The organism is Plantactinospora sp. KBS50, from assembly GCF_002285795.1.
GTDB lineage: Bacteria > Actinomycetota > Actinomycetes > Mycobacteriales > Micromonosporaceae > KBS50.
Genome location: NZ_CP022961.1, coordinates 1,014,511 through 1,036,908, shown reverse-complemented (window position 1 = coordinate 1,036,908; position 22,398 = coordinate 1,014,511). Strand labels below are relative to the sequence as shown.

Here is a 22,398-nt window from a genome sequence, read left to right as displayed (position 1 = left end):
ACCATCACAACTTGTCGGACAGCGCTGTCCTTCGTACCAACGTAAGGAGCGCACGATGACCGACCACCATCACCCCGGCGGCCCGGACGCCGCACTTCGGGCGGACATCCGCCGGCTCGGCACGCTGCTCGGGCAGACCCTCGCCCGGCAGGAGGGCCCGCCGCTGCTGGACCTCGTCGAGGAGGTCCGGGCGCTGGTCCGCACCGACGCCGACGCCGAGGCCGCGGCGGCCCGACTGGGCGCCATGGACATCGCCACCGGCACGAAGCTGGCCCGGGCCTTCTCCACCTACTTCCACCTGGCCAACATCACCGAGCAGGTGCACCGGGCCCGGGACCTGCGCCGGCAGCGGGCCGTCAACGGCGGCTGGCTGGACCAGGCGGCATCGCTGATCGCCGAGCGCGGCGTACCGGCCGACGAGATCGCCGAGGCGGCCCGGCGGCTGGCCGTCCGGCCGGTCTTCACCGCACACCCCACCGAGGCCGCCCGCCGGTCGATCCTGACCAAGCTGCGGGCCATCGCCGACGAACTGGACGCCGAGGCCGCCGCCGCGATCCTGTACGGCGCCGCCGACGAGGGCCCGGCCAACCGCCGGCTCGCCGAACTGCTCGACCTGCTGTGGCAGACCGACGAACTGCGGCTGGACCGTCCGGACCCGACCGACGAGGCCCGCAACGCCATCTACTACCTGCGCGACCTGTACGCCGAGGCCGCACCGCAGGTGCTGGACAACCTCGCCGACACCCTGCGTGGGCTGGGCGTGGAGACCCCGCCCACGGCCCGGCCGCTCACCTTCGGCACCTGGATCGGCGGGGACCGGGACGGCAACCCGTTCGTCACCCCCCAGGTGACCCGCGAGGTGCTGCACATCCAGTACGAACACGGGCTCACCGCCACCGAGCAGGCGATGGACGCACTGATCAACGAGGTGTCGGTGTCCCGCCGGCTGCGCGGGGTGTCCCTGGACCTGTCGGCCAGCCTGGCCAAGGACCTCGACGCGCTGCCCGAGGTGGCCACCCGGTTCCGCCGGGTCAACGCCGAGGAGCCGTACCGGCTCAAGGCGCGCTGCGTGCTGGCCAAGCTCGCCAACACCCGGCGCCGGCTGCGGCAGGGCACCCCACACGTACCGGGGCGCGACTACCGGGGCAGCGCCGAGCTGATCGGCGACCTGGAGCTGATGCGCGCCTCGCTGGCCCGCAACGCGGGCCAGCTCACCGCCATGGGCCGGCTGGCCTCGGCGATCCGGACCATCTCCAGCTTCGGCCTGCATCTGGCCACCATGGACATCCGGGAGCACGCCGAGGCGCACCACGCGGTGCTCGCGCAGTTCTACAGCCACGTGGGCGAGGCGACCGACTACCCCGGGCTGGGCCGGGCCGAACGGGCGAAGCTGCTCTCCGAGGAGCTGACCGGCCGCCGGCCGCTGGCCGCCGTGGACACCCCGCTCACCGAGGCCGCCCGCAAGACCTTCGACGTGTTCGCGGCGATCCGGGAGACGCAGGAACGCTTCGGCGAGGAGGTCATCGAGTCGTACATCATCTCGATGACCCTCGGCGTGGACGACGTGCTCGCGGCCGTGGTGCTGGCCCGGGAGGCCGGGCTGGTGGACGTGCACAGCGGCCGGGCCCGGATCGGCTTCGTGCCGCTGCTGGAGACGCCGGCCGAGCTGAACGCCGGCGGCGAACTCCTGGACGAGCTGCTGTCGCTGCCCGCGTACCGGGCCGTGGTCGCCGCCCGCGGCCACGTGCAGGAGGTGATGCTCGGGTACTCCGACTCCAACAAGGAGGCCGGGATCACCACCTCGCAGTGGTCGATCCACCGGGCGCAGCGGGCGCTGCGCGACGTGGCCGCCCGGCACGGCGTGCGGCTGCGCCTGTTCCACGGCCGGGGCGGCACCGTCGGGCGGGGCGGCGGCCCCACCCACGAGGCGATCCTGGCCCAGCCGTACGGCACGCTTGACGGTGCGATAAAGGTCACCGAGCAGGGCGAGGTGATCTCCGACAAGTACAGCCTGCCCTCGCTGGCCCGGGAGAACCTGGAGCTGACCATCGCCGCGGTGTTGCAGAGCGCGCTGCTGCACACCGCGCCCCGGCAGCCGGCCGAGCAGTTGGAGCGCTGGGACGCGACCATGGACGTGGTCTCCGAGGCCGCCTTCCGGTCGTACCGCTCGCTCGTGGAGAACCCCGACCTGCCGGCCTACTTCTGGGCGGCGACCCCGACCGAGCTGCTCGGCGCGCTGAACATCGGCTCCCGGCCGGCGAAGCGGCCGAACACCGGCGCCGGGCTGGCCGGGTTGCGCGCGATCCCGTGGGTCTTCGGCTGGACGCAGACCCGGCAGATCGTGCCCGGCTGGTTCGGCGTGGGCTCCGGCCTGGCCGCCGCCCGCGCGGCCGGCCACGGCGACATCCTGGCCGAGATGCACCGCAGCTGGCACTTCTTCCGCACGTTCCTGTCGAACGTCGAGATGATGCTGACCAAGACCGATCTCACGATCGCCCGCCGGTACGTCGAGACCCTGGTGCCCGAGCCGCTGCACCCGATCTTCGAGACGATCTCCGAGGAGTACGAGCTGACCAAGCGCGAGGTGCTGGCCATCACCGCGTCCCCGGCGCTGCTGGAGAACTCGCCGGTGCTGCAACGCACGCTCGCGGTCCGGGACACCTACCTGCGGCCGCTGCACCACCTCCAGGTGGCGCTGCTGCGCCAGTACCGCGAGTCCGGGCTGGCCGGGCGGGCGGTGGCCACCGCGCCGGGCGGCCGGCGGGCACCCGGCGAGGGTACGGCGCTGGAGCGCGCCCTGCTCACCACGGTCAACGGCATCGCCGCCGGCATGCGCAACACCGGCTGATCCGGGCCGGACGGGGCTCTTCCCGGCGCCTTTCGGCGGGGGAAGGGCCCCGGTTGGTGGCCGGACTCGACAAAGCCCGGTCCCGGGCCGGTCGGACCGGCTAGAAAGAGATCGTGCCCAGGGGACCGGCTCGCCGCGCCGTCGGCCCGGGCCGCCGTCGCCCGGTCCGGGACCCGGCCGAGCCGGCCCGGGATCCGGCCTCAGACCCGGCCGAGCCGACCTCAGACCCGGTCGAGCGGACCTCAGACCCGGCTGATCCGGCCTCAGACCCGGCCGATCCGGCCTCAGACCCGGTCGAGCGGACCTCAGACCCGGCCGAGCCGGTCCGGGACCCGGCCGAGCCGGTCCGCAGCGCCTGGCAGGCCGTGCCCTGGCCGCTGCGGGTGTCCGCGCTCTACAGCGTCTGCCTGGTGGCCCTGGTCGCGGCCGGCTACCTGCTGGGCCGGATCCTGACCGCGCTGGCCACCCTCTCGGTGGCGGTGGCCGCGGCGTTCCTGCTGGCGGCGCTGCTGCACCCGGTGAACCGGCTGCTGCGGCGGATCCGGCTGCCGCGCAGCCTGGCCGCCCTGGGCGGCGTGGTCGTGCTGGTGCTCGGGCTGGCCGGCACGGCGTGGCTGGTGACCGAGCAGGTGGCCAGCCAGTTCGCCGACCTCGGCTCGACGCTCTCCAGCGGGCTGCGGGACGTGCGCGGGGCCATCTCCACCGGCCCGATCCCGATCAACGAGCGGCAGCTCGACGCCCTGGTCCGCGCCGGCCGGCGGTACCTGGAGAAGACCGACATCGATCCGGCCGCCACCGCCTCCAGCACCATCGAGGGCCTCGGCGGCGCGCTGCTCGCCGTGGTGCTGCTGTTCTTCCTGCTCCGCGACGGCGATCGGATCTGGCACCGTTTCCTGCGGCTGTTCCCGGAGCGCCATCGGGACACGCTCGTCGAGGCCGGCGAGGTGGGCTGGTCGACGGTGAGCCGCTACATCCTCGGGCAGGTGTCGGTGGCCGCCGTGGACGCCGTGGGCATCGGCATCGCCCTGCTGGTGATCGACGTGCCGCTGGTGGCCCCGCTCGCGCTGCTGACCTTCCTCGGCGGGTTCATCCCGATCGTCGGCGCCACCGTCGCCGGTGCCGCCGCCGTGCTGGTGGCCCTGGTCGCCAACGGGCCGACCGACGCGCTGCTCGTGCTCGTCTCGGTGATCGCCGTGCAGCAGTTGGAGGGCAACCTGCTGGAGCCGGTGATCGTGGGCCGGGCGCTGCGGCTGCACCCGGCGCTGGTGCTGCTCGCGGTGGCCGCCGGAACGCTCACCGCGGGCATCATCGGCGCGATCGTCGCGGTGCCGACGCTCGCCGTGCTGTACCGCTCCGGCGCGGTCCTGCTGCACCGCGGCCCGGCCGGGCCGGCCGGACCGCGGTGATCCGCCGGCGTGGCCGGACCGCGGTGATCCGCCGACGTGGCCGGACCGCGGTGATCCGCCGGCCCGGCCAAACCCTGGTGAACCGCCGGCCCGGTCGTCCCGTCCGGTCCGGTCAGCTCGTCTCGCCGGCCATGCTGAACGAGCGCAGCCGCTGGACCGCCAGCGCCGTGAAGCCCACCACGATCACCCCGGTCATCCCGAGAGCCACCGGCAGCGAGACGTTGTGCGCCAGCAGCTCGCTGGGCGCGAGCCGGTCGGTGATGGTGAGCACGTACTGCTGGATGGAGAGCACCGCGGTGCCGCTGACCAGGTTGGTGAGCAGCCCCTCCCAGATCAGCACGTAGACCAGCCCGAGCAGCACCGGCCGGCGGGTGAGCAGGCTGAGCGCCAGGAACACCGCCGAGTACGCGACCGCGCCGACCGCGCCGGCCGCGGCGAGGGCCAGGCCGAGGCGTACCGAATCGGCCAGTACGCCCCCGACGTACAGCGGGATGGCGACGGTGATCGCCGTGACCCCGGAGGCCACCGCGAGCTTGGGCAGGATGACCTGCCAGCGCGGGATGGGCTTCGTGAGGATGTGCACGATCGTGCCGTCCTCGATCTCCGAACCGAGCACCCCGGTGCCGACGATCAGCGCCACGACGGGCAGCACCACGGCCAGCCCGAGCCCGATCAGCACGGGCGGCGCCCACTGCCCCGGGTCGACACCGGCCGTGCGGGCCAGCACGGCCAGCAGGACCAGCAACGCCGGCAGCGGCAGCAGCAGCAGGAACCGGCGCCGGCCGAAGAGCCCCCGCGCGGTGATCCAGGCGATTGTCGCGTTCATGGTGCTCATGCCTCCACGAGGTAGGAGAAGACGCTCTCCAGGGACTCGTCCGACGGGATCAGTCGGCGGACCCGGATGCCGGACCGCAGGGCGACCTTCGGCAGGGCCCGGGTGAAGCTGCCGTAGTCCCCGGCCCGCACGGTCAGGCCGGTCCGGTCGAGTTCCACGCCGGTCACCGACGCCTCGGCCATCAGCGCGACGGCCAGCGCGCGGTCGTCGCTGGACTGGAGGACGAAGACGTGCGGCCGGTTGGTCATCAGCCGCCGGATGGTGCGGAAGTCGCCGGAGGCCGCCAGCCGGCCCGCGACGATCACCTGGACGGTGCCGGAGAGCTGCTCGACCTCCTCCAGGATGTGCGAGCTGAACAGGATCGTCCGCCCGGCGGCGCCGAGCTGGTGCAGCAGCTCCATCATGTGCAGCCGCTGCCGCGGGTCCATGCCGTTGAACGGCTCGTCCAGCAGCAGCACCTGGGGCTCGTGCACCAGCGCCGCCGCGACCCGGATCCGCTGCCGCATGCCCTTGGAGTACGTCTCGATCCTGCGGTCCTGCGCGTCGGTCATCTCCACCAGTTCGACCGCCCGGCGGGCCGCCTCCGCCGGCTTCGCCAGCCGGTGCAGCCGGGCGCTGGCCAGCACGAACTCGTACCCGGACAGGAACGTGTGCACGGCCTCCCGCTCGCTGACCAGGCCGAGCCGGCGGTACACGTCCGGGTTGCGCCAGGTCGGCGCGCCGGCCACGGTGACCCGTCCGCGGGACGGGGCCAGGAAGCCGGCCATCATGTGCAGCAGGGTGGTCTTTCCGGCGCCGTTCGGCCCGAGCAGGCCGGTCACGCCCGGGCCGAGGGTCATGGTGATGTCGTTGGCCGCCACCACGTTGCCGTACCAGCGGGACACGCCGGCCAGCTCCACCAGGGCCGGTGTGGTGGTCCGGCGATCCGGGGCGGACGCGACGGGAGTGGACACGTTGCTCATCGGGCGGCGACCTTCCGGTAGCGGGCCAGCAGCAGGGCGACGCAGCCGGCCACCAGGACCACGGCGGCCAGGCCGTAGACCGGGCCGAAGCTGCCGATCGAGAGCAGCTCGCGGTCGTTCGCGGACAGCACGCCGCGGAACAGCCAGGCGCCCACCCCGCCGACGAGGCTGCTCGGCGAGGCCAGCCCGGCGAGTTGGTTTGCGGTCTGCGAGGGCAGCACCGACAGCACCCCCACGATCGGCGTGGTCATCAGGAAGACGGCCACCACCGCGCCGGCCGCGATGGCACGCTTTCCGGACAGCGAGGCCACCAGCAGCGCCACGGCCGCGAAGACCAGCGCCCAGATGCCGGCGTAGAGCACGCCGGGCACGAGGTCGGTGAACTCGTCCCACGCCCCCGCAGGCCGTTCCCGGTGGAGAACGCGGCGCCGATGAACATCAGCACCTGCGGCCCGCCCAGCAGCAGCCACACCGCGGTGGCCAGGGCCGCGAGCTTGGCCAGCGCGTAGTCCGACCGGGCCAGCGGCCGGGAGAAGTACAGCGGCAGCACCCCGCTGCGCAGGTCCCGGGAGACCAGTTCGGGGGCGACCACCGCGACGAAGAAGATGACCAGCCAGCTCATCTGGCTGGCGAACTGGGCGTAGGTGAACACCACCTGGCCGAACTGGGCGCGCACCGCGATGGCCACGGCGGCGACCACGGTCACGATGCCGACGATCAGCCAGGGGAAGATCTTCGCCTTGGCGCTGCGGCCGAATCCGAACGCGGTCCGCAGCGCGTGCGCGTACAGCGCGGTGACGATGTGTCGGCGGCCCAGCCGCGGCCCGGTGTAGCGCCGGTAGCCGATGTCGTGGATCACCCCGTCCGGGGTGGTGGCCCGGGTCTCAGCCGTTGACACTGGTGGCCTCCTTGCTGGCGAACAGCTCGGCCACCCGGTGCCGGCGCTGGTCGAGGCGGTGTAGCGGCAGGTCCAGGTCGGCCACCGCGGTCAGGATCACGTCGTACGTCTGCTCGGCCGTGAGCGGGACCAGCAGCAGCCGGCCCTCCCGGCTGACCGGCAGGCGCAGCTCGGCCAGCCGGGCCGCGAGTTGTTCGGTGCCCTCGCTGACCTCGATCGAGAGGACGTCGGTGGCCGAGGTCATCGCGGACATGTTGGCCGAGCGCAGCAGCCGGCCGCCCTCGATGGCGACGAGCGCGTCGCAGATCCGCTCCACCTCGCCCAGCAGGTGCGAGCAGACCACCACGGAGATGCCGAACTCGGTGCCGATCCGGTGGATCAGCGTGAGCATGGCCTCCCGGCCGGCCGGGTCGAGCCCGTTGGTCGGCTCGTCCAGCAGCAGCAGGTCCGGGTCGTGCACCAGCGCCTGGGCCAGCTTGACCCGCTGCTTCATGCCGGTGGAGTAGCCGCCGACCTGCCGGTAGCGCTCCTCGTACAGCCCGACGTGCCGCAGCGCCTCGGACGCCCGTTCCCGGGCGGCGGTCTTGGGCAGCCCGCCGATCCGCCCCATGTGGGTGACGAACTCGGCGGCGGTCAGGTCGGGCGGCAGGCAGTCGTGCTCGGGCATGTAGCCCACCCGGGTCCGCACGGCGGCCGGATCGACGACGGGATCGATGCCGAGCACCCGCGCCGAGCCGCTGGTCGGGGCCAGCAGCCCAAGCATGATCTTGATGAAGGTGGACTTGCCGGCACCATTCGCGCCGACCAGCCCGACGATGCCGGGCTCGACCGTGACCGTGAGATCGGACAAAGCGGTCACCCGCCCGCCGTACGTCTTGGTCAGCGACTGGGTCGCGAGAACTGTCACGGGCTCAGCCTAGAAAGCGGATGCATCCCCGGCGACCACCACGGACCCTGGTCGTCCCCTGATCCTCCCCGAGATCGCCTCAGGGAATCCTCGCCGCGGCCCACCCCGGGGCGCCGGCGGATCCGGGCCGCCGACGGCCGCCACGGGACGCCGCGGGACGCGCCCGCGACCGCCGCTGGCGCGCACCTGAGACGGCTTCGACACCAGTACGTCGAGTGGCACTCTCGACCGATCCGCGGTCGACTGAGAAACTGTGTGCCGGCCACGAAGTTGGGGGTTCGATGAGCAACGGGTGGACGCTGCCCGACGAGGTGCTACGTGAGGCGCCGGCGTACACGCCGCGTCCCCACGAGTTGGCCGACCTGGAGCTGCTGCTGGACGGGGCGTACACGCCGCTGTCCGGCTTCATGAGCCGGGCCGACCTCACCGCCCTGGCCCGCCGGGGACGGCTGGAGGACGGCACGCCCTGGTCGGTACCGGTGACGTTGCAGGTCCCCGCCGACCTGGCCAACGATCTGGAACTGGGCGATCCGCTGCGGCGTGCGCTGGTGCTCACCGACGCGGAGGGCGCGCCGGTGGCGGTCATGGAGATCACCGACGTCTGGGCGGCCCGGGAGGGGTGGGTCGGTCTCGGCGGCCCGGTACGCCGGTTGGGCGACGGCGGTCAGGGGCCGTTCCAGCGGCTCCGGCGCACTCCCGCCGAGGTGCGCGGGCTGCTCCCGCCGGGCCGGGTGCTCGGGGTGATCGCCGACCGGCCGCTGCACCGCCCGCAGCTCGCGCAGATCGCGCACGCCGCCCGGACGCTCGCGGCGCACCTGCTGGTGCTCATTCCCAGCAGCGAGACGAGCGTGGACGGGCTGCCCCCCGAGGTCCTGATCCGGTGTGTCTTCGCGGCCCGGGACCGGATGCCGCCGGCCACGCTGATCACCGTGCCGCTGGCCCGCCGGGGCGACGAGATCTCCGACGCGCTGCTGCGCGCCCGGGTGGCCGCGGCGTACGGCGTCACCCACCTGCTGTCCACCGGCGAGATGCTCTCCGGCGGCGGGCTGCGGGTGCTGGTGCCCCGGGAGTTGGCGTACGACAGCCGGGACGGGCAGTGGCGGTGGCGGGACGACATCCCGCCGCGCAACCGGCGGCTGGCGCTGAGCCCGGCGGAGATCGACGACCTGCTGGACCGCGGCTTCCCGCTGCCGGAGTGGCACACCCCGCCGGCCGTGGCCAAGGAGCTGTCCCGGGCGCGTCCGCCGCGCCGGCACCGCGGGCTGGTGCTCTTCTTCACCGGGCTGTCCGGCTCCGGCAAGTCGACGATCGCCCGCGGGGTCGCGGACGCGCTGCGGGAGAACGGCGACCGCACGGTGACGCTGCTGGACGGCGACGTGGTCCGCCGGGAACTGTCGGCCGGGTTGACCTTCAGCAAGTCCGACCGGGACCTGAACGTGCGCCGGATCGGCTGGGTGGCCGCGGAGGTGGCCCGGCACCGGGGAATGGCGCTGTGCTGCCCGATCGCCCCGTACGCGCAGGCCCGCAACACGGCCCGGGAGATGGCGCTGACCGCCGGCGCCGGCTTCATCCTGGTGTACGTCGCGACCCCGCTGGACGTGTGCGAGCGGCGGGACCGCAAGGGCCTCTACGCCCGCGCCCGGGCCGGTCTGCTGACCGGGATGACCGGCGTCGACGACCCGTACGAGGAGCCCGAGGACGCCGATCTCGTGCTGGACACCAGCGCGTTCACCATCGAGGAGGCGGTGCAGGCGGTGCTGGCCCACCTGACCGAGACCGGGTGGGTCGAGCCGCGGATCCAGCCGGCCTGAGCGGGCGGTTGTCCGGCCGCCGGAGGGTGATCGGGCAACGGTGTTCGGATTTGTTGGAATCCGTGTGATCACGTAGGGTCGGGGCATGACGAGGCCCGGACCCCGGTAGTGCTGGCACAACAGCGCCAGGCGGCGATCCTCGACCGGGTCCGGGTGAGCGGCGGGGTCCGGGTGAGCGACCTCGCGGCCGAGTTCGGCGTCTCCGACATGACCGTCCGGCGCGACCTGGAGACGCTGGCCGAACGCGGGCTGCTGGCCAAGGTGCACGGCGGCGCCACCCGCGCCCAGCCGGGATCCACCGACGAACCGGGGTTCGCGGCCAAGTCGGCGCGGCAGCGCGGCGAGAAGTCCGCCATCGCGGCCCGGGCCGCCGGGCTGGTCGATGCCGGGTCGGCCATCGCGCTCTCGGCCGGCACCACCACCGCCGAACTGGCCCGGCGCCTGGTCACGGTGCCCCGGCTCACCGTGGTGACCAACTCGATACCGGCGGCCGAGGTGTTCCACCGGTCCGGCCGGGCGGACCAGACCGTCGTGCTCACCGGCGGTGTGCGTACCCCGTCGGACGCCCTGGTCGGCCCGGTGGCGGTGGCCGCGCTCCGGACGCTGCACGTGGACCTGCTGTTCCTCGGCGTGCACGGGATGAGCGAGCGGGCCGGCTTCAGCACCCCCAACCTGCTGGAGGCCGAGACGGACCGCGCGCTGGTGGCTGCCGCCGACCGGCTCGTGGTGCTGACCGACCACACCAAGTGGGGCACCCAGGGCATCTCCTCCATCGCCGAACTGGCGGCGGCGCACGCGGTGGTCTCCGACCCCGGCCTCCCGCCCGAGGCCCGCACCAGCCTGGCCGAGCGGGGCGTGGAACTGCTGATCGCGGAAGGTGGAACGGAATGAAGCGCACCGCGGTGCGGCTCGCCGACGGGCGGGAACTCATCTACTTCGACGAGCACGAGGGCGCAGACCGGAGCATGCCGGACCGCCGGGACCTGCCCCCGCCGCCGCCGGCGTCGCAACTGCGGTACGACCCGCTGGTCGACGAGTGGGTGGCCGTGGCCGCGCACCGGCAGACCCGCACGTTCCTGCCGCCGGCCGACGAGTGCCCGCTCTGCCCCTCCACCCCCGAGCGGTCCAGCGAGATCCCCGCCTACGACTACGACGTGGCGGTGTTCGAGAACCGCTTCCCGTCGCTGAGCGACCGGGTCGGCGACCTGCCCGGCGAGCTGACCCCGTACACGCCGGTCCGGCCCGGCCTCGGCCGCTGCGAGGTGGTCTGCTTCACGGCCGACCACAACGCCTCGTTCGCCGCCCTCTCCCCCGAACGGGTCCGCACGGTGCTGGAGGCGTGGGCCGACCGGACCGCGCGGCTGTCCGAACTACCCGCCGTCGAGCAGGTCTTCTGCTTCGAGAACCGGGGGGTCGAGATCGGGGTCACGCTGCACCACCCGCACGGGCAGATCTACGCGTACCCGTTCCTGACGCCGCGCGGTCGGTCGATGCTCGCGGCGGCCCGCCGGCACGCCGAGGCCACCGGCGGGCGCAACCTGTACGCGGACGTGCTGGCCGCCGAGCGGGCCGCCGGCGACCGGGTGGTGGCCGGCAACGAGCACTGGACCGCGTACGTCCCGGCGGCCGCCCGCTGGCCGTTCGAGGTGCACCTGGCGCCGCACCGCGCGGTCCCGGACATCCCGGCCCTGGACGACGCCGAGCGGGCCGCGTTCGGGCCGCTCTACCTCGACGTGCTGCGCCGCTTCGACGCGCTGTTCGACCGGCCGATGCCGTACATCGCGGCCTGGCACCAGGCACCGGTCCGCGTCGACCGCGAGCTGGCCCACCTGCACCTGCAGGTGTTCAGCATCCGGCGCGCCGCCGACAAGCTGAAGTACCTGGCCGGCTCCGAGTCGGCGATGGGGGTTTTCATCAACGACATCTCCCCGAGCAGGCCGCGCAGCGGCTCCGCGACGCCGGCTGACGGCGCCACCCACACGGCCTCCCGGGGCACCCGGCAGCGGAAAGCCGGACCCGGAGACGGGTGCGGGGGGCCCGGGACAGGGCCCCCCGCGCTGGGAAGGGACGGGTGGGCGTGACTGGCATCACGTCCACCCGGTACAACGACGAGGGTCGCTGCCTGGTGACGGCGCCGGGTGCGACCGGACCGCCGTGGCGGCGGGCTACCGGTACCGCCCCGACCCCGTCCGCGGTCAGCCGTTGAGCCGCTCGGCCAGGTTCCCGTCCAGGGCGGCCATGAACTCGTCGCTGGTCAGCCACGGTGCGTCGCGGGAGATCAGCAGCGCCAGGTCCTTGGTCATCTGGCCGCCCTCGACGGTGTCCACGATGACCTGTTCCAGGGTGTCCGCGAACTCGGACACCGCCGGGGTGCCGTCCAGCTTGCCGCGGTGGGCCAGCCCCCGGGTCCAGGCGTAGATGGACGCGATCGGGTTGGTCGAGGTCTTCTCGCCCTTCTGCCACTGCCGGTAGTGCCGGGTGACGGTGCCGTGCGCGGCCTCGGCCTCGACCGTCCGGCCGTCCGGGGTCATCAGCACCGAGGTCATCAGGCCGAGCGAGCCGAAGCCCTGCGCGACGGTGTCGGACTGCACGTCACCGTCGTAGTTCTTGCAGGCCCAGACGAAGCCGCCCTCCCACTTGAGCGCGGCGGCCACCATGTCGTCGATCAGCCGGTGCTCGTAGCTGATGCCGGCCGCGTCGAACTCGGCCTTGAACTCGTTCTCGTACACCTCGGCGAAGATGTCCTTGAACCGGCCGTCGTACGCCTTGAGGATGGTGTTCTTGGTGGACAGGTAGACCGGGTAGCCGCGGTCCAGGCCGTACCGCAGGCTGGCCCGGGCGAAGTCCCGGATGCTGTCGTCGTAGTTGTACATGCCCATCGCGACGCCGCCGCCGGGGAACTTGGCGACCTCCATCTCGATCGGCTCGCCGCCGTCGGCCGGGGTGTAGGTGATCGTCACCGTGCCGGGGCCGGGGACGACGAAGTCGCTGGCCCGGTACTGGTCGCCGTGCGCGTGCCGGCCGATGATGATCGGCTTGGTCCAGCCGGGTACCAGGCGGGGCACGTTCGACATGATGATCGGCTCGCGGAAGACGACGCCGCCGAGGATGTTCCGGATCGTGCCGTTGGGCGAACGCCACATCTTCTTGAGGCCGAACTCCTCGACCCGGGCCTCGTCCGGGGTGATCGTCGCGCACTTCACGCCCACGCCGTGCTGCTTGATGGCGTTCGCCGCGTCGACGGTCACCTGGTCGTCGGTGGCGTCGCGGTGCTGGATCGACAGGTCGTAGTAGTGCAGGTCGACGTCGAGGTAGGGCAGGATCAACTGCTCCCGGATCTGCTTCCAGATGATCCGGGTCATCTCGTCGCCGTCGAGCTCTACGACCGGGTTGGTTACCTTGATCTTCGCCATCGGCCGGGCGCTCCTCTCGGGGGACTCATGCAAGCAGTACGAGCGTACTGCATGTGGCGGTGCCGGCGGTCGGCCGGCCAGTTACCCCGCCCGGCACCGTCCACTCCACCCGGGGGCGCCCGATCCACGCCGAGCGCCCCGCGGGTCGACCCGCGGGGCGCTCGGCACTGCTCGGTGAGCGGGGAAGCTACATGTTCGCGACGTCGGCCTGCTTGGCCCGGACCGCCTCGGCGGCGGCCTTCAGGCTGGCCAGCTCGTCGGCGTCCAGGTCGGTCTCCACCACCCGGCGGATGCCCTCGGCACCGACCTCGGCCTCGACCCCCAGGTAGACGCCGGAGATGCCGTACTCGCCGTCCACCCAGGCGCAGACCGGCAGCACCGTGCCGGAGTCCTCGGCGACCGCGCGGGCCATCCGGGCCGCCGCCGCCGACGGGGCGTAGTAGGCCGAACCGGTCTTGAGCAGCGCCACCACCTCGGCGCCGCCGTTGCGGGTACGGACCACCAGGTCCTCGATCTGCTCGGCGGGCATGACCTCCCGCAGCGGCTTGCCGTTCACGGTGCTCAGCGACGGGACCGGCACCATCGTGTCGCCGTGCGAGCCCAGCGTCAGGGTCCGCACCGAGCCCACCGGCACCTCCAGCGCCTCGGCCACGAAGTTGGTGAACCGGGCGGTGTCCAGCATGCCGGCCTGGCCCATCACGCGGTTGCGCGGGAACTGGGTGGCCAACTGGGCGACGGCGGTCATCTCGTCCAGCGGGTTGGAGACCACGATCACCACGGCGTTCGGGGCGTACTTGGCGACCTGCTCGGCGACCTGCCGGACGATCTTGGCGTTGGTCTCCAGCAGGTCCATCCGGCTCATGCCGGGCTTCCGCGGCAGCCCCGCGGTGATCACGACGACGTCCGAGCCCTCGATGGCCTCGTACCCCTCGCCGTTCTTCCCGGTGGTCTGGCCCACGACCTTGGTCTCGAAGCCCTCGATCGGCCGCGACTGGTTGATGTCCAGCGCCAGACCCTCGGGCTTGCCGTCGATGATGTCGGTGATCACCACGGTGTCGAAGACGTTGTATTCGGCGAGGCGCTGCGCCGTCGTCGACCCGTAGAAGCCGGCGCCGACGACGGTGACCTTTTTGCCCATGGTCGTCCCACTCTCTGATACACAACGGTTTTTCCGGACCGTATCAGCCATGGTGTCACCCCACCCGGCAGGGGCGCCGCCGGTTCAGCAGATCACCGAGCGGCCCGCCGGCCGGGGCCCCGCCGCGCTCAGCCGCGTTCGGCGCGCTCCACCACGTTGGTCAGCAGCATGGCCCGGGTCATCGGGCCGACGCCGCCGGGCATCGGCACGATCGCGCCGGCCACGTCGGCCACCTCCGGCTCGACGTCGCCGGTGTACCGGCCCTTGCCGTCGGCGCCGATCACCCGGGTGATGCCCACGTCCACCACGACGGCGCCGGGGCGCACCATGTCGGTGGTGAGCAGCCCCGGCACCCCGGCGGCCACGATCACGATGTCCGCGGCCCGGGTGTGCCCGGCGAGGTCCAGGGTGCCGGTGTGGCAGAGGGTGACGGTGGCGTTCTCGCTGCGCCGGGTCAGCAGCAGGCCCATCGGCCGGCCCACCGTGTTGCCCCGGCCGACGACCGCCACCTCGGCGCCGCGCAGCGGCACGTCGTGCCGGCGCAGCAGGTCAACGATGCCCCGCGGGGTGCACGGCAGCGGTCCGGGGTAGCCGAGCACCAACCGGCCGAGGTTGACCGGGTGCAGGCCGTCGGCGTCCTTGTCGGGGTCGATGAGTTCCAGGATCCGCTGGGTGTCGATCTGCGGCGGCAGCGGCAGTTGCACGATGTAGCCGTGGCAGGCCGGGTCGGCGTTCAGCTCCGCCACCACGGCCTCGACCTGCTGTTGCGTGGCGTCGGCGGGCAGCTCGCGGCGGATGGACGCGATGCCCACCTCGGCGCAGTCCCGGTGCTTGCCGTTGACGTACGCCTGTGAGCCCGGGTCGTCACCCACCAGCACGGTGCCGAGGCCCGGGGTGATCCCGCGCTCGGCCAACGCCTTGACCCGAATGCGCAGTTCATCCTTGATCTCGGCCGCGGTCGCCTTGCCATCCAGAACGGTCGCCGTCACACGCCGATGCTCTCACGTTCGCACCGGGGAGGAGCCCGCGCACCCTGGCAGATCGGCACTCCGGCCGATCGCGATCACCCGGGCGGTGTGCTTCCTCACTCCGCGTGCCCGAAAACCCGGCATCGACCCCATTCGGTACCGGCCGCCGCCGGTGGCATTTGTCGAGTGCGCCCGGAAGACCTACCTTTGCCCAGCATCGCGCAGCGTAACCATGGCGGGTTCCTGCGTGATGTCCGGAGAATGAGGAGGATTCCCCATGCAGGTTCGCAGGCTCGCCGCCTGGGCCGCGCTCCCGCTCGCCGCCACGCTGGGGCTGGCGGCCTGCGGCACCGGCGGCGGTTCCGGCACGAACGACGCGAACGACACGGTGAGCATCGAGATCGCCGAGCCGCAGCACCTCGTGCCGACCAACACCAGCGAGACGTCCGGTTCGCAGGTGCTGGCCGCGCTGTTCAGTCCGCTTGTCGACTACGACGCCCAGAACAAGCCGTACGAGGTCGCCGCGGAGTCGGTGACCAGCACGGACAACACGGTCTGGACGATCAGGCTCAAGTCCGGCTACACCTTCCACAACGGCGAGAAGGTCACCTCGGACGACTACATCAACGCCTGGAACTACGGGGCGTACGGCCCCAACGGCCAGGGCAACAGCTACTTCTTCGAGAAGATCGCCGGCTACGACGACATGCAGTCGCAGGACCCGGACGGTGACGGCCCGCAGCAGGCGCCGGAGCCGACGGCCAAGACGCTGTCCGGCCTGAAGAAGGTCGACGACCTCACCTTCACGGTGACGCTGTCGCAGCCGTACACCGACTTCCGGACCATGCTCGGCTACACCGCCTTCTACCCGATGCCGCAGGCGGCGTTCTCGGAGCCCGGCGTGCTCGACCCGGACTACGAGAGCGCGCCGATCGGCCAGGGCCCGTTCAAGATGAAGGGCACCTGGCAGCACGACGCCAGGGTCGAGGTGGAGAGGTACGACGCCTTCCCCGGCCAGCAGCCGAAGGTCGACGGCGTCGAGTTCCGGATCTACCAGCAGCTCACCGCCGCGTACTCGGACGTGCTGGCGGACAACCTGGACGTGATCCCCATGGTGCCCACCGAGAACCTGAGCACCGCGCCGACCGACCTCGGCAGCCGGTTCCAGACCAGCCCGATGTCGTCGTTCCAGTTCCTGGCGTTCCCCACGTTCCAGAAGGAGTTCAGCAACCCGGACGTGCGGCGCGCCATCTCGATGGCGATCGACCGGGACGAGATCACCACGTCGATCTTCAAGGGCTCCCAGGAGTCGGCCCGCTCGTTCGTCTCCCCGGTCGTGCCCGGCTACCGCGCCAACACCGCCGGCGACGCCGCCACGTTCGACCCGGACAAGGCGAAGCAGCTCTACACGGCGGCCGGCGGCCCATCCAAGATCACGATCTCGTACAACGGGGACGGCGGCCACAAGGACTGGGTCGACGCCACCTGCAACCAGCTCAAGGCCAACCTGGGCGTGGAGTGCGTGGGTACCGCCGAGCCGAAGTTCGCCGACCTGCTCACCAAGGTCGAGAAGAAGGATCCGGTGGGCCTGTTCCGGCTGGGCTGGGTGATGGACTACCCGTCGATGGAGGACTACCTCGGCCCGCTGTACAGCACCAACGGCTCGTCGAACTACTACGGCTACAGCAACGAGGAGTTCGACAGGCTGGTCAAGGAGGGCGCGGCCGCGCCGACCGAGGAAGAGGCGATCAAGAAGTACCAGCAGGCCGAGGACATCCTGGCCAAGGACCTGCCGGTGATCCCGCTGCGGTTCGGGCAGAACACCTACGGCCACTCGACCAAGGTCAAGAACGTCGAGGTGGACCTGTTCTCCCGGGTCAACCTGCTGGAGATCGAGACCGCCTGACCTGAGACGTTTCCCCGCCACCGGCTCGACCGGCGGGGAACGACCAGGGTGCCGGCCCGGGCAGCGCCGCCCGGGCCGGCACCCACCGCCGGGGTCCGGCACCCGTCCCGGGTACGCCGCCAGCCCCGCCCCCGACATTCCGGGCACGAGAGAGACAGCGACAGCATGTTCCGCTACATCGTGCGACGCCTTCTCCAGATGGTCCTCGCGTTCTTCGGGACCACGCTGATCGTCTACGCGCTGATGTTCGCCGGCCAGGGCGACCCGATCCAGGCCCTCGCCGGGGAACGGCCGGTCACGGCCGCCCAGCGGGCGTACCTGACCGAGAAGTACCACCTCGACGCCACCGGCATCGGCGGCTTCTTCTACAGGTACGCCGACTACGTGGGCAACCTGCTCCGCGGCGACCTGGGTGAGTCGCTGACCGGCCGCCGGATCGCCGACATCCTGGCCCAGGCATGGCCGGTGACCGTCCGGCTGGCGCTCATCGCGCTCGCCGTGGCGATCCTGTTCGGCGTCACCGCCGGGGTGGTCGCCGGCATCCGCCGGGCGAGCATCTTCGACAACGCGACGCTGGTCCTGACCCTGCTGGTCCTCGGCATCCCGACCATCGTGCTGGCGCCGCTGGCGCAGTACTTCCTCGGGGTGAAGTGGCAGCTCTTCCCGCCCACCGCGGGGGCGTCGCCCAGCCTGTACGCGCTGCTGCTGCCCGGCATCGTGCTCGGCTCGCTCTCGCTGGCCACCGCGCTGCGGCTGACCCGTACCTCGGTGGCGGAGAACCTGCGCGCCGACTACGTCCGGACGGCCACCAGCAAGGGTCTGCGCCGCAGCCGGGTGGTGAGCGTGCACGTGCTGCGCAACTCCCTGATCCCGGTCGTCACGTTCCTCGGCGTCGAACTGGGCAACCTGATGAGCGGCGCGATCATCACCGAGGGCGTGTTCAACATCCCGGGCGTGGGCTTCAACCTGTTCCGCGCCATCAAGACCGAGGACGGCCCGCTGGTGGTGGGCATCGTCAGCGTCCTGGTCCTGGTCTACCTCGTGTCCAACCTGGTGGTGGACGTCCTGTACGCCGTACTCGATCCGAGGATCCGCTATGAGTAGCCAACCCGCCGGCGCGGTGGAAGCCGCCGGCGCGACCCCCGGCGCCGGAGCGACCGGCGGCGCCCCGACCGGCGCCCCGGGCGCCACCGGTGCCGGCACGACCGGCGGCACCGGCGGCGTCCCCGGCGCCGCGAGGGTCAGCAGCCTCGCCGGGCACGCCTGGCGCGACCTGCGCCGCAACCCCGTCTTCTGGATCTCGCTGACCCTGGTCCTGCTGGTGACCGCCATGGCGGCCGTGCCGGGCCTGTTCGCCGGCAACGACCCGCGGGACTGCGCGCTGTCCCGGCAGCATGCCGGGCCGTCCGGCGGGGCCATCTTCGGGTACGACTTCCAGGGCTGCGACGTGTACGCCCGGTCCGTCTACGGCGCCCGGGCCTCGCTGCTGGTCGGTGCGCTGTCGGCGCTGATCACCGGGGTCATCGCGGTGGTCGTCGGCATGCTGGCCGGCTACTTCGGCGGCTGGGTCGACGCCGCGCTGTCCCGGGTGATCGACATCGTCCTGGGCATTCCGCTGCTGCTGGCGGCGATCGTGCTGCTCAAGCGGGTCAGCTCGAACAGCCCGGACACCCGGCTGTTCGCGGTGATCCTGGTGCTGGCCGTGCTCGGCTGGACCACCGCCGCCCGGGTGGTGCGGTCCTCGGTGATCACGGCACGGCAGCAGGACTACGTGGCCGCGGCCCGGATGCTCGGTGCCGGCAACGGCCGGATCATGTGGCGGCACATCCTGCCCAACGCGCTCGCCCCGGCCGTGGTGGTGCTGACCATCGCGCTCGGCACCTTCATCGCGGCCGAGGCCACGCTCTCGTTCCTGGGCATCGGGCTCAAGGCGCCCACCCTCTCCTGGGGGATCGACATCGACACCGGCCGGGTGCACATGCGCGAGGCCGCGCTGCCGCTGATCGTCCCCTCGACGTTCCTGGCGCTGACGGTGCTCGCGTTCATCATGCTCGGCGACGCGATCCGCGACGCCTTCGACCCGAAGCTGCGGTGACACCATGACTGCTACCTCGACCGCCACCTCCCCGCGACCCACCCCGGCCACCGGCGCCGGCGCCGAGCACCTGCTCCAGGTGCGGGACCTGCACGTCGAGTTCCACACCCGGGACGGCGTGGCCAAGGTGATCAACGGCGTGTCGTACCACCTGGACGCCGGCGAGACGCTTGCCGTGCTCGGCGAGTCGGGCTCCGGCAAGTCGGTGACCGCGCAGGCCATCATGGGGCTGCTGGACACCCCGCCGGCGGTGATCCCGTCCGGCGAGATCCGGTACCGCGGCCGGGACCTGCTCACGCTCGGCGCCGACCAGCGGCGGCAGGTCCGGGGCGAGGAGATCGCGATGATCTTCCAGGACGCGCTGTCGGCGCTGAACCCGGTCTTCCCGGTCGGCTGGCAGATCGCCGAGACCCTGCGGCTGCGCGCGAGGATGTCCCGCCGCGCGGCCCGGGAGCGGGCCGTCGAGCTGATGGACCTGGTCCGGATCCCTGCCGCGCGGCAGCGGGCCGGCGACTACCCGCACCAGTTCTCCGGCGGCATGCGGCAGCGCGTCATGATCGCCATGGCGCTCGCGCTGGAACCGCGGGTGCTGATCGCGGACGAGCCCACCACGGCGCTGGACGTGACGGTCCAGGCGCAGATCATGGACCTCCTCGCCGAACTGCGCCGGGACCTGAACATGGCGATGATCCTGATCACCCACGACCTCGGCGTGGTCGCCGACGTGGCCGACCGGATCGCCGTGATGTACGCCGGCCGCATCGTCGAACACGCCGACGTGCACTCGCTGTACGCCCGGCCCGCCCACCCGTACACGAAGGGGTTGCTGGAGTCGGTACCGCGGCTGAGCCGGCGCGGCCAGCGCCTGGCCACCATCCCCGGGCTGCCGCCGAACCTCATGCAGATCCCCGCCGGCTGCGCCTTCCATCCCCGATGCCCGTACGCCCGGCAGGAGTGCCTGGACGTCGTTCCGCCCAGCCTGGACCTGGGCGACGGCCGGACCAGCGCCTGCCACTTCGCTCAGGAGGTACGCGATGACCGTCGCTGAGCTGGCCGCCAGGCACCCGGCCGGTACGCCGAGCGGCGAGGTGGTGCTCGACGTCCGCAACGTCGTGAAGCACTTCCCGGTGACCCGGGGGGTGCTGTTCAAGAAGACCATCGGCCAGGTCAAGGCCGTCGACGGGGTGAGCTTCCAGCTCCGCCGCGGCGAGACCCTGGGCATCGTCGGCGAGTCGGGATGCGGCAAGTCGACCCTTGCCCGGCTGCTCATGCGGCTGGAGACGCCGACCGCCGGGCAGGCCACCCTGGCCGGCGAGGACCTCTTCGCGGCCTCGGGCGCCCGGCTGCGCCGGATGCGCCGCAACGTGCAGATGGTCATGCAGGACCCGTACAGCTCGCTGAACCCGCGGATGACGGTCGGCGACATCATCGGCGAGCCGTTCGCGATCCACCCGGACGCCGCCCCACGCGGCGACCGGCGACGCCGCGTCCAGGAGTTGCTGGAGGTGGTCGGGCTCAACCCCGAACACGTCAACCGGTACCCGCACCAGTTCTCCGGCGGCCAGCGGCAGCGCATCGGCATCGCCCGGGCGCTGGCCCTGCGTCCCGAGGTGATCATCTGCGACGAGCCGGTGAGCGCGCTGGACGTCTCCATCCAGGCCCAGGTGATGAACCTGCTCGAACAGTTGCAGCAGGAGTTCGGCCTGTCGTACGTCTTCATCGCGCACGACCTGTCGGTGGTGCGGCACATCTCCGACCGGGTCGGCGTGATGTACCTGGGCAAGATGGTGGAGATCGGCACGGAGGACGAGATCTACGAGCGGCCGACCCACCCGTACACCCAGGCGCTGCTGTCGGCGGTGCCGGTGCCGGACCCGGAGGTTCGCGGGCAGCGGGACGTCATCCGGCTGACCGGAGACGTGCCCTCGCCGGCCGACCCGCCCTCGGGTTGCCGGTTCCGCACCCGCTGCTGGAAGGCGCAGGACATCTGCGCCACCGAGGAGCCGCCGCTGGTGGCCCGCCCGGTACCGCTGCCGGCGCCGCAACTGCGCCGCCCCGACAGCGCACCCGCACCCACCTCCCACCCGTCGGCCTGCCACTTCCCCGAAGGCGCTCCGCGCTGAGTCATACGTCAGGTACCTCAAACCGGCCGGTTGAGGTACCTGACGTATGACTGACGGAAGACCATCCGAACCCGCGTCGTCCACAGGCCGGTAGGCGTTGTCCACAGCCGGAGGATTGAGGGAGGCGGAGCCGGCCGCGGGGCGGCAGGCTGAGGAGGTGTCGCAGCGCGCCGCCGTGCCTCGCGGGCTTGGTTTCCTGCCGTTCCGGGGCACCCGGGCGATCGCCGACGGCCTGCTCAGCCGCCGGATGTTGGCGGGCCGCGGGTGGCGCCGGCTGCTTCCGGACGTGTACATCCAGGCCGACGCCTTCGCCCCGGACGACCACCGGATGTGGTGTGACGCCGTCGCCCTGGTGCTGCCCGCGGACGGCGCCATCGGCGGGCCGAGCGCCGCCTTTCTCTGGGGAGCCGACCTCCTGCCCCGCGGTCGCACCGGCGCACCGGTGTCGGTGGTGGTTGCCCGGTCGGTCCGCATCCGCCGGCACCCAGCCGTCCGGATCACGCATACCAGGCTGGACGCCGGCGACGTGGTCCGGTTCGCCGGCCTTCCGGTCACCTCCGCCGCGCGTACCGCCTTCGACCTGGGCCGGCGGGGGCCTCGCGCCGACGCGGTCGTCGCGGTCGACGCCCTGCTGCGGCGCCGGGTGGTACGGCCGGCTGCGCTGAACCGGTACGCGCTGGCCCGACCCGGGTGGCGGGGCGCCCGCCTGCTCCGCGAGGTTCTCCCCCTCGCCGAGCCGCTGGCCGAGTCGCCCATGGAGACCCGGCTCCGGCTGCTGCTCGTCGACGCCGGGCTGCCCCAGCCCGTGGCGCAGTACGAGGTACGCGACGGCCTCAGCCGGTGGCTGGCGCGCGTCGACCTGGCCTATCCCGAGCTGCGGATAGCCATCGAGTACGAGGGTGACCATCATCGGGAACGGGCGCACTTCCAGCGCGACGTGTCCCGGCTCAACCGGCTTCGGGCGGCCGGTTGGGTGGTGCTGCGGTTCACCGCCGACGACGTGCTCCGGCACCCGGACCGGCTGCTGGCCGACGTCCGGCAGGCGCGCCGCGAACGCGCCGCCTCCTGACGCCCCCGCCGGCCCGCGC

General features: G+C 72.4%; 17 protein-coding genes and 1 pseudogene. 11 read left to right on the top strand and 7 right to left on the bottom strand.

Going from position 1 to position 22,398, the window contains the following annotated elements; genetic code table 11:
• The first annotated feature begins 55 nt into the window (after nt 1–55).
• Together ppc and CIK06_RS04825 are read left to right on the top strand one after the other, a co-directional pair.
• On the top strand, nt 56–2,848 hold the full coding sequence (gene ppc, locus CIK06_RS04830; RefSeq protein WP_095563810.1) for a phosphoenolpyruvate carboxylase: 2,793 nt from the start codon (nt 56–58) through the stop codon (nt 2,846–2,848).
• A 365-nt stretch (nt 2,849–3,213) separates the two neighbouring features.
• Nucleotides 3,214–4,254, top strand: a complete 1,041-nt coding sequence (locus tag CIK06_RS04825; RefSeq protein WP_157756601.1) for an AI-2E family transporter — start codon at nt 3,214–3,216, stop codon at nt 4,252–4,254.
• A gap of 112 nt (nt 4,255–4,366) precedes the next feature.
• Here the strand turns inward: CIK06_RS04825 and CIK06_RS04820 are convergent, their stop codons facing one another.
• From CIK06_RS04820 to CIK06_RS04805, 4 genes and pseudogenes are all read right to left on the bottom strand, one after another.
• Complete coding sequence (locus CIK06_RS04820; protein WP_095567569.1) at nt 4,367–5,080, bottom strand: ABC transporter permease subunit; 714 nt, start codon at nt 5,078–5,080, stop codon at nt 4,367–4,369.
• Between the two features lie 5 nt (nt 5,081–5,085).
• Nucleotides 5,086–6,051 (bottom strand): ABC transporter ATP-binding protein, encoded by a 966-nt coding sequence (locus tag CIK06_RS04815; protein ID WP_095563808.1) that lies wholly within the window; start codon nt 6,049–6,051, stop codon nt 5,086–5,088.
• Nucleotides 6,048–6,949, bottom strand: a pseudogene (locus CIK06_RS04810) (ABC transporter permease). The gene CIK06_RS04815 and the pseudogene CIK06_RS04810 overlap by 4 nt, the downstream one beginning before the upstream one ends.
• Complete coding sequence (locus CIK06_RS04805) at nt 6,936–7,856, bottom strand: ABC transporter ATP-binding protein (protein WP_095563807.1); 921 nt, start codon at nt 7,854–7,856, stop codon at nt 6,936–6,938. The pseudogene CIK06_RS04810 and the gene CIK06_RS04805 overlap by 14 nt, the downstream one beginning before the upstream one ends.
• A gap of 281 nt (nt 7,857–8,137) precedes the next feature.
• Between CIK06_RS04805 and cysC the strand changes: the two genes are divergently transcribed.
• From cysC to galT, 3 genes are all read left to right on the top strand, one after another.
• Complete coding sequence (gene cysC, locus CIK06_RS04800; RefSeq protein ID WP_095563806.1) at nt 8,138–9,667, top strand: adenylyl-sulfate kinase; 1,530 nt, start codon at nt 8,138–8,140, stop codon at nt 9,665–9,667.
• 108 nt (nt 9,668–9,775) lie between these two features.
• Nucleotides 9,776–10,558, top strand: coding sequence for a DeoR/GlpR family DNA-binding transcription regulator (locus CIK06_RS04795; protein WP_095563805.1), 783 nt, complete (start codon nt 9,776–9,778; stop codon nt 10,556–10,558).
• Nucleotides 10,555–11,748, top strand: a complete 1,194-nt coding sequence (galT, locus tag CIK06_RS04790; protein ID WP_095563804.1) for a galactose-1-phosphate uridylyltransferase — start codon at nt 10,555–10,557, stop codon at nt 11,746–11,748. Before CIK06_RS04795 ends, galT begins: the two co-directional genes overlap by 4 nt.
• Nucleotides 11,749–11,862: 114 nt before the next feature.
• Here galT and CIK06_RS04785 read toward each other — a convergent pair whose 3' ends face one another.
• From CIK06_RS04785 to CIK06_RS04775, 3 genes are all read right to left on the bottom strand, one after another.
• On the bottom strand, nt 11,863–13,080 hold the full coding sequence (locus CIK06_RS04785; protein ID WP_095563803.1) for an NADP-dependent isocitrate dehydrogenase: 1,218 nt from the start codon (nt 13,078–13,080) through the stop codon (nt 11,863–11,865).
• A gap of 187 nt (nt 13,081–13,267) precedes the next feature.
• The gene (gene mdh / locus CIK06_RS04780; RefSeq protein ID WP_095563802.1) at nt 13,268–14,218 is read right to left on the bottom strand and encodes a malate dehydrogenase; all 951 of its coding nucleotides are present in this window, start codon (nt 14,216–14,218) and stop codon (nt 13,268–13,270) included.
• A 128-nt stretch (nt 14,219–14,346) separates the two neighbouring features.
• A complete protein-coding gene (locus CIK06_RS04775; protein WP_095563801.1) occupies nt 14,347–15,207 on the bottom strand; it encodes a bifunctional methylenetetrahydrofolate dehydrogenase/methenyltetrahydrofolate cyclohydrolase in 861 nt (286 codons plus the stop codon).
• A gap of 256 nt (nt 15,208–15,463) precedes the next feature.
• Between CIK06_RS04775 and CIK06_RS04770 the strand changes: the two genes are divergently transcribed.
• The 6 genes from CIK06_RS04770 to CIK06_RS04745 all read left to right on the top strand — a co-directional run bounded on the left by CIK06_RS04770 (nt 15,464) and on the right by CIK06_RS04745 (nt 22,379).
• Nucleotides 15,464–17,092 (top strand): ABC transporter substrate-binding protein, encoded by a 1,629-nt coding sequence (locus CIK06_RS04770; protein ID WP_095563800.1) that lies wholly within the window; start codon nt 15,464–15,466, stop codon nt 17,090–17,092.
• Between the two features lie 165 nt (nt 17,093–17,257).
• A complete protein-coding gene (locus CIK06_RS04765) occupies nt 17,258–18,196 on the top strand; it encodes an ABC transporter permease (RefSeq protein ID WP_095563799.1) in 939 nt (312 codons plus the stop codon).
• Nucleotides 18,189–19,187, top strand: a complete 999-nt coding sequence (locus CIK06_RS04760; protein ID WP_095563798.1) for an ABC transporter permease — start codon at nt 18,189–18,191, stop codon at nt 19,185–19,187. Before CIK06_RS04765 ends, CIK06_RS04760 begins: the two co-directional genes overlap by 8 nt.
• Before the next feature lie 4 nt (nt 19,188–19,191).
• The gene (locus CIK06_RS04755; protein WP_095563797.1) at nt 19,192–20,235 is read left to right on the top strand and encodes an ABC transporter ATP-binding protein; all 1,044 of its coding nucleotides are present in this window, start codon (nt 19,192–19,194) and stop codon (nt 20,233–20,235) included.
• Nucleotides 20,222–21,310 carry an ABC transporter ATP-binding protein gene (locus CIK06_RS04750; RefSeq protein WP_095563796.1) on the top strand — a complete coding sequence of 363 codons (1,089 nt, stop codon included), beginning with the start codon at nt 20,222–20,224 and terminating at the stop codon, nt 21,308–21,310. Before CIK06_RS04755 ends, CIK06_RS04750 begins: the two co-directional genes overlap by 14 nt.
• A 157-nt stretch (nt 21,311–21,467) precedes the next feature.
• A complete protein-coding gene (locus CIK06_RS04745) occupies nt 21,468–22,379 on the top strand; it encodes a DUF559 domain-containing protein (RefSeq protein WP_095563795.1) in 912 nt (303 codons plus the stop codon).
• Nucleotides 22,380–22,398: the final 19 nt, after the last annotated feature.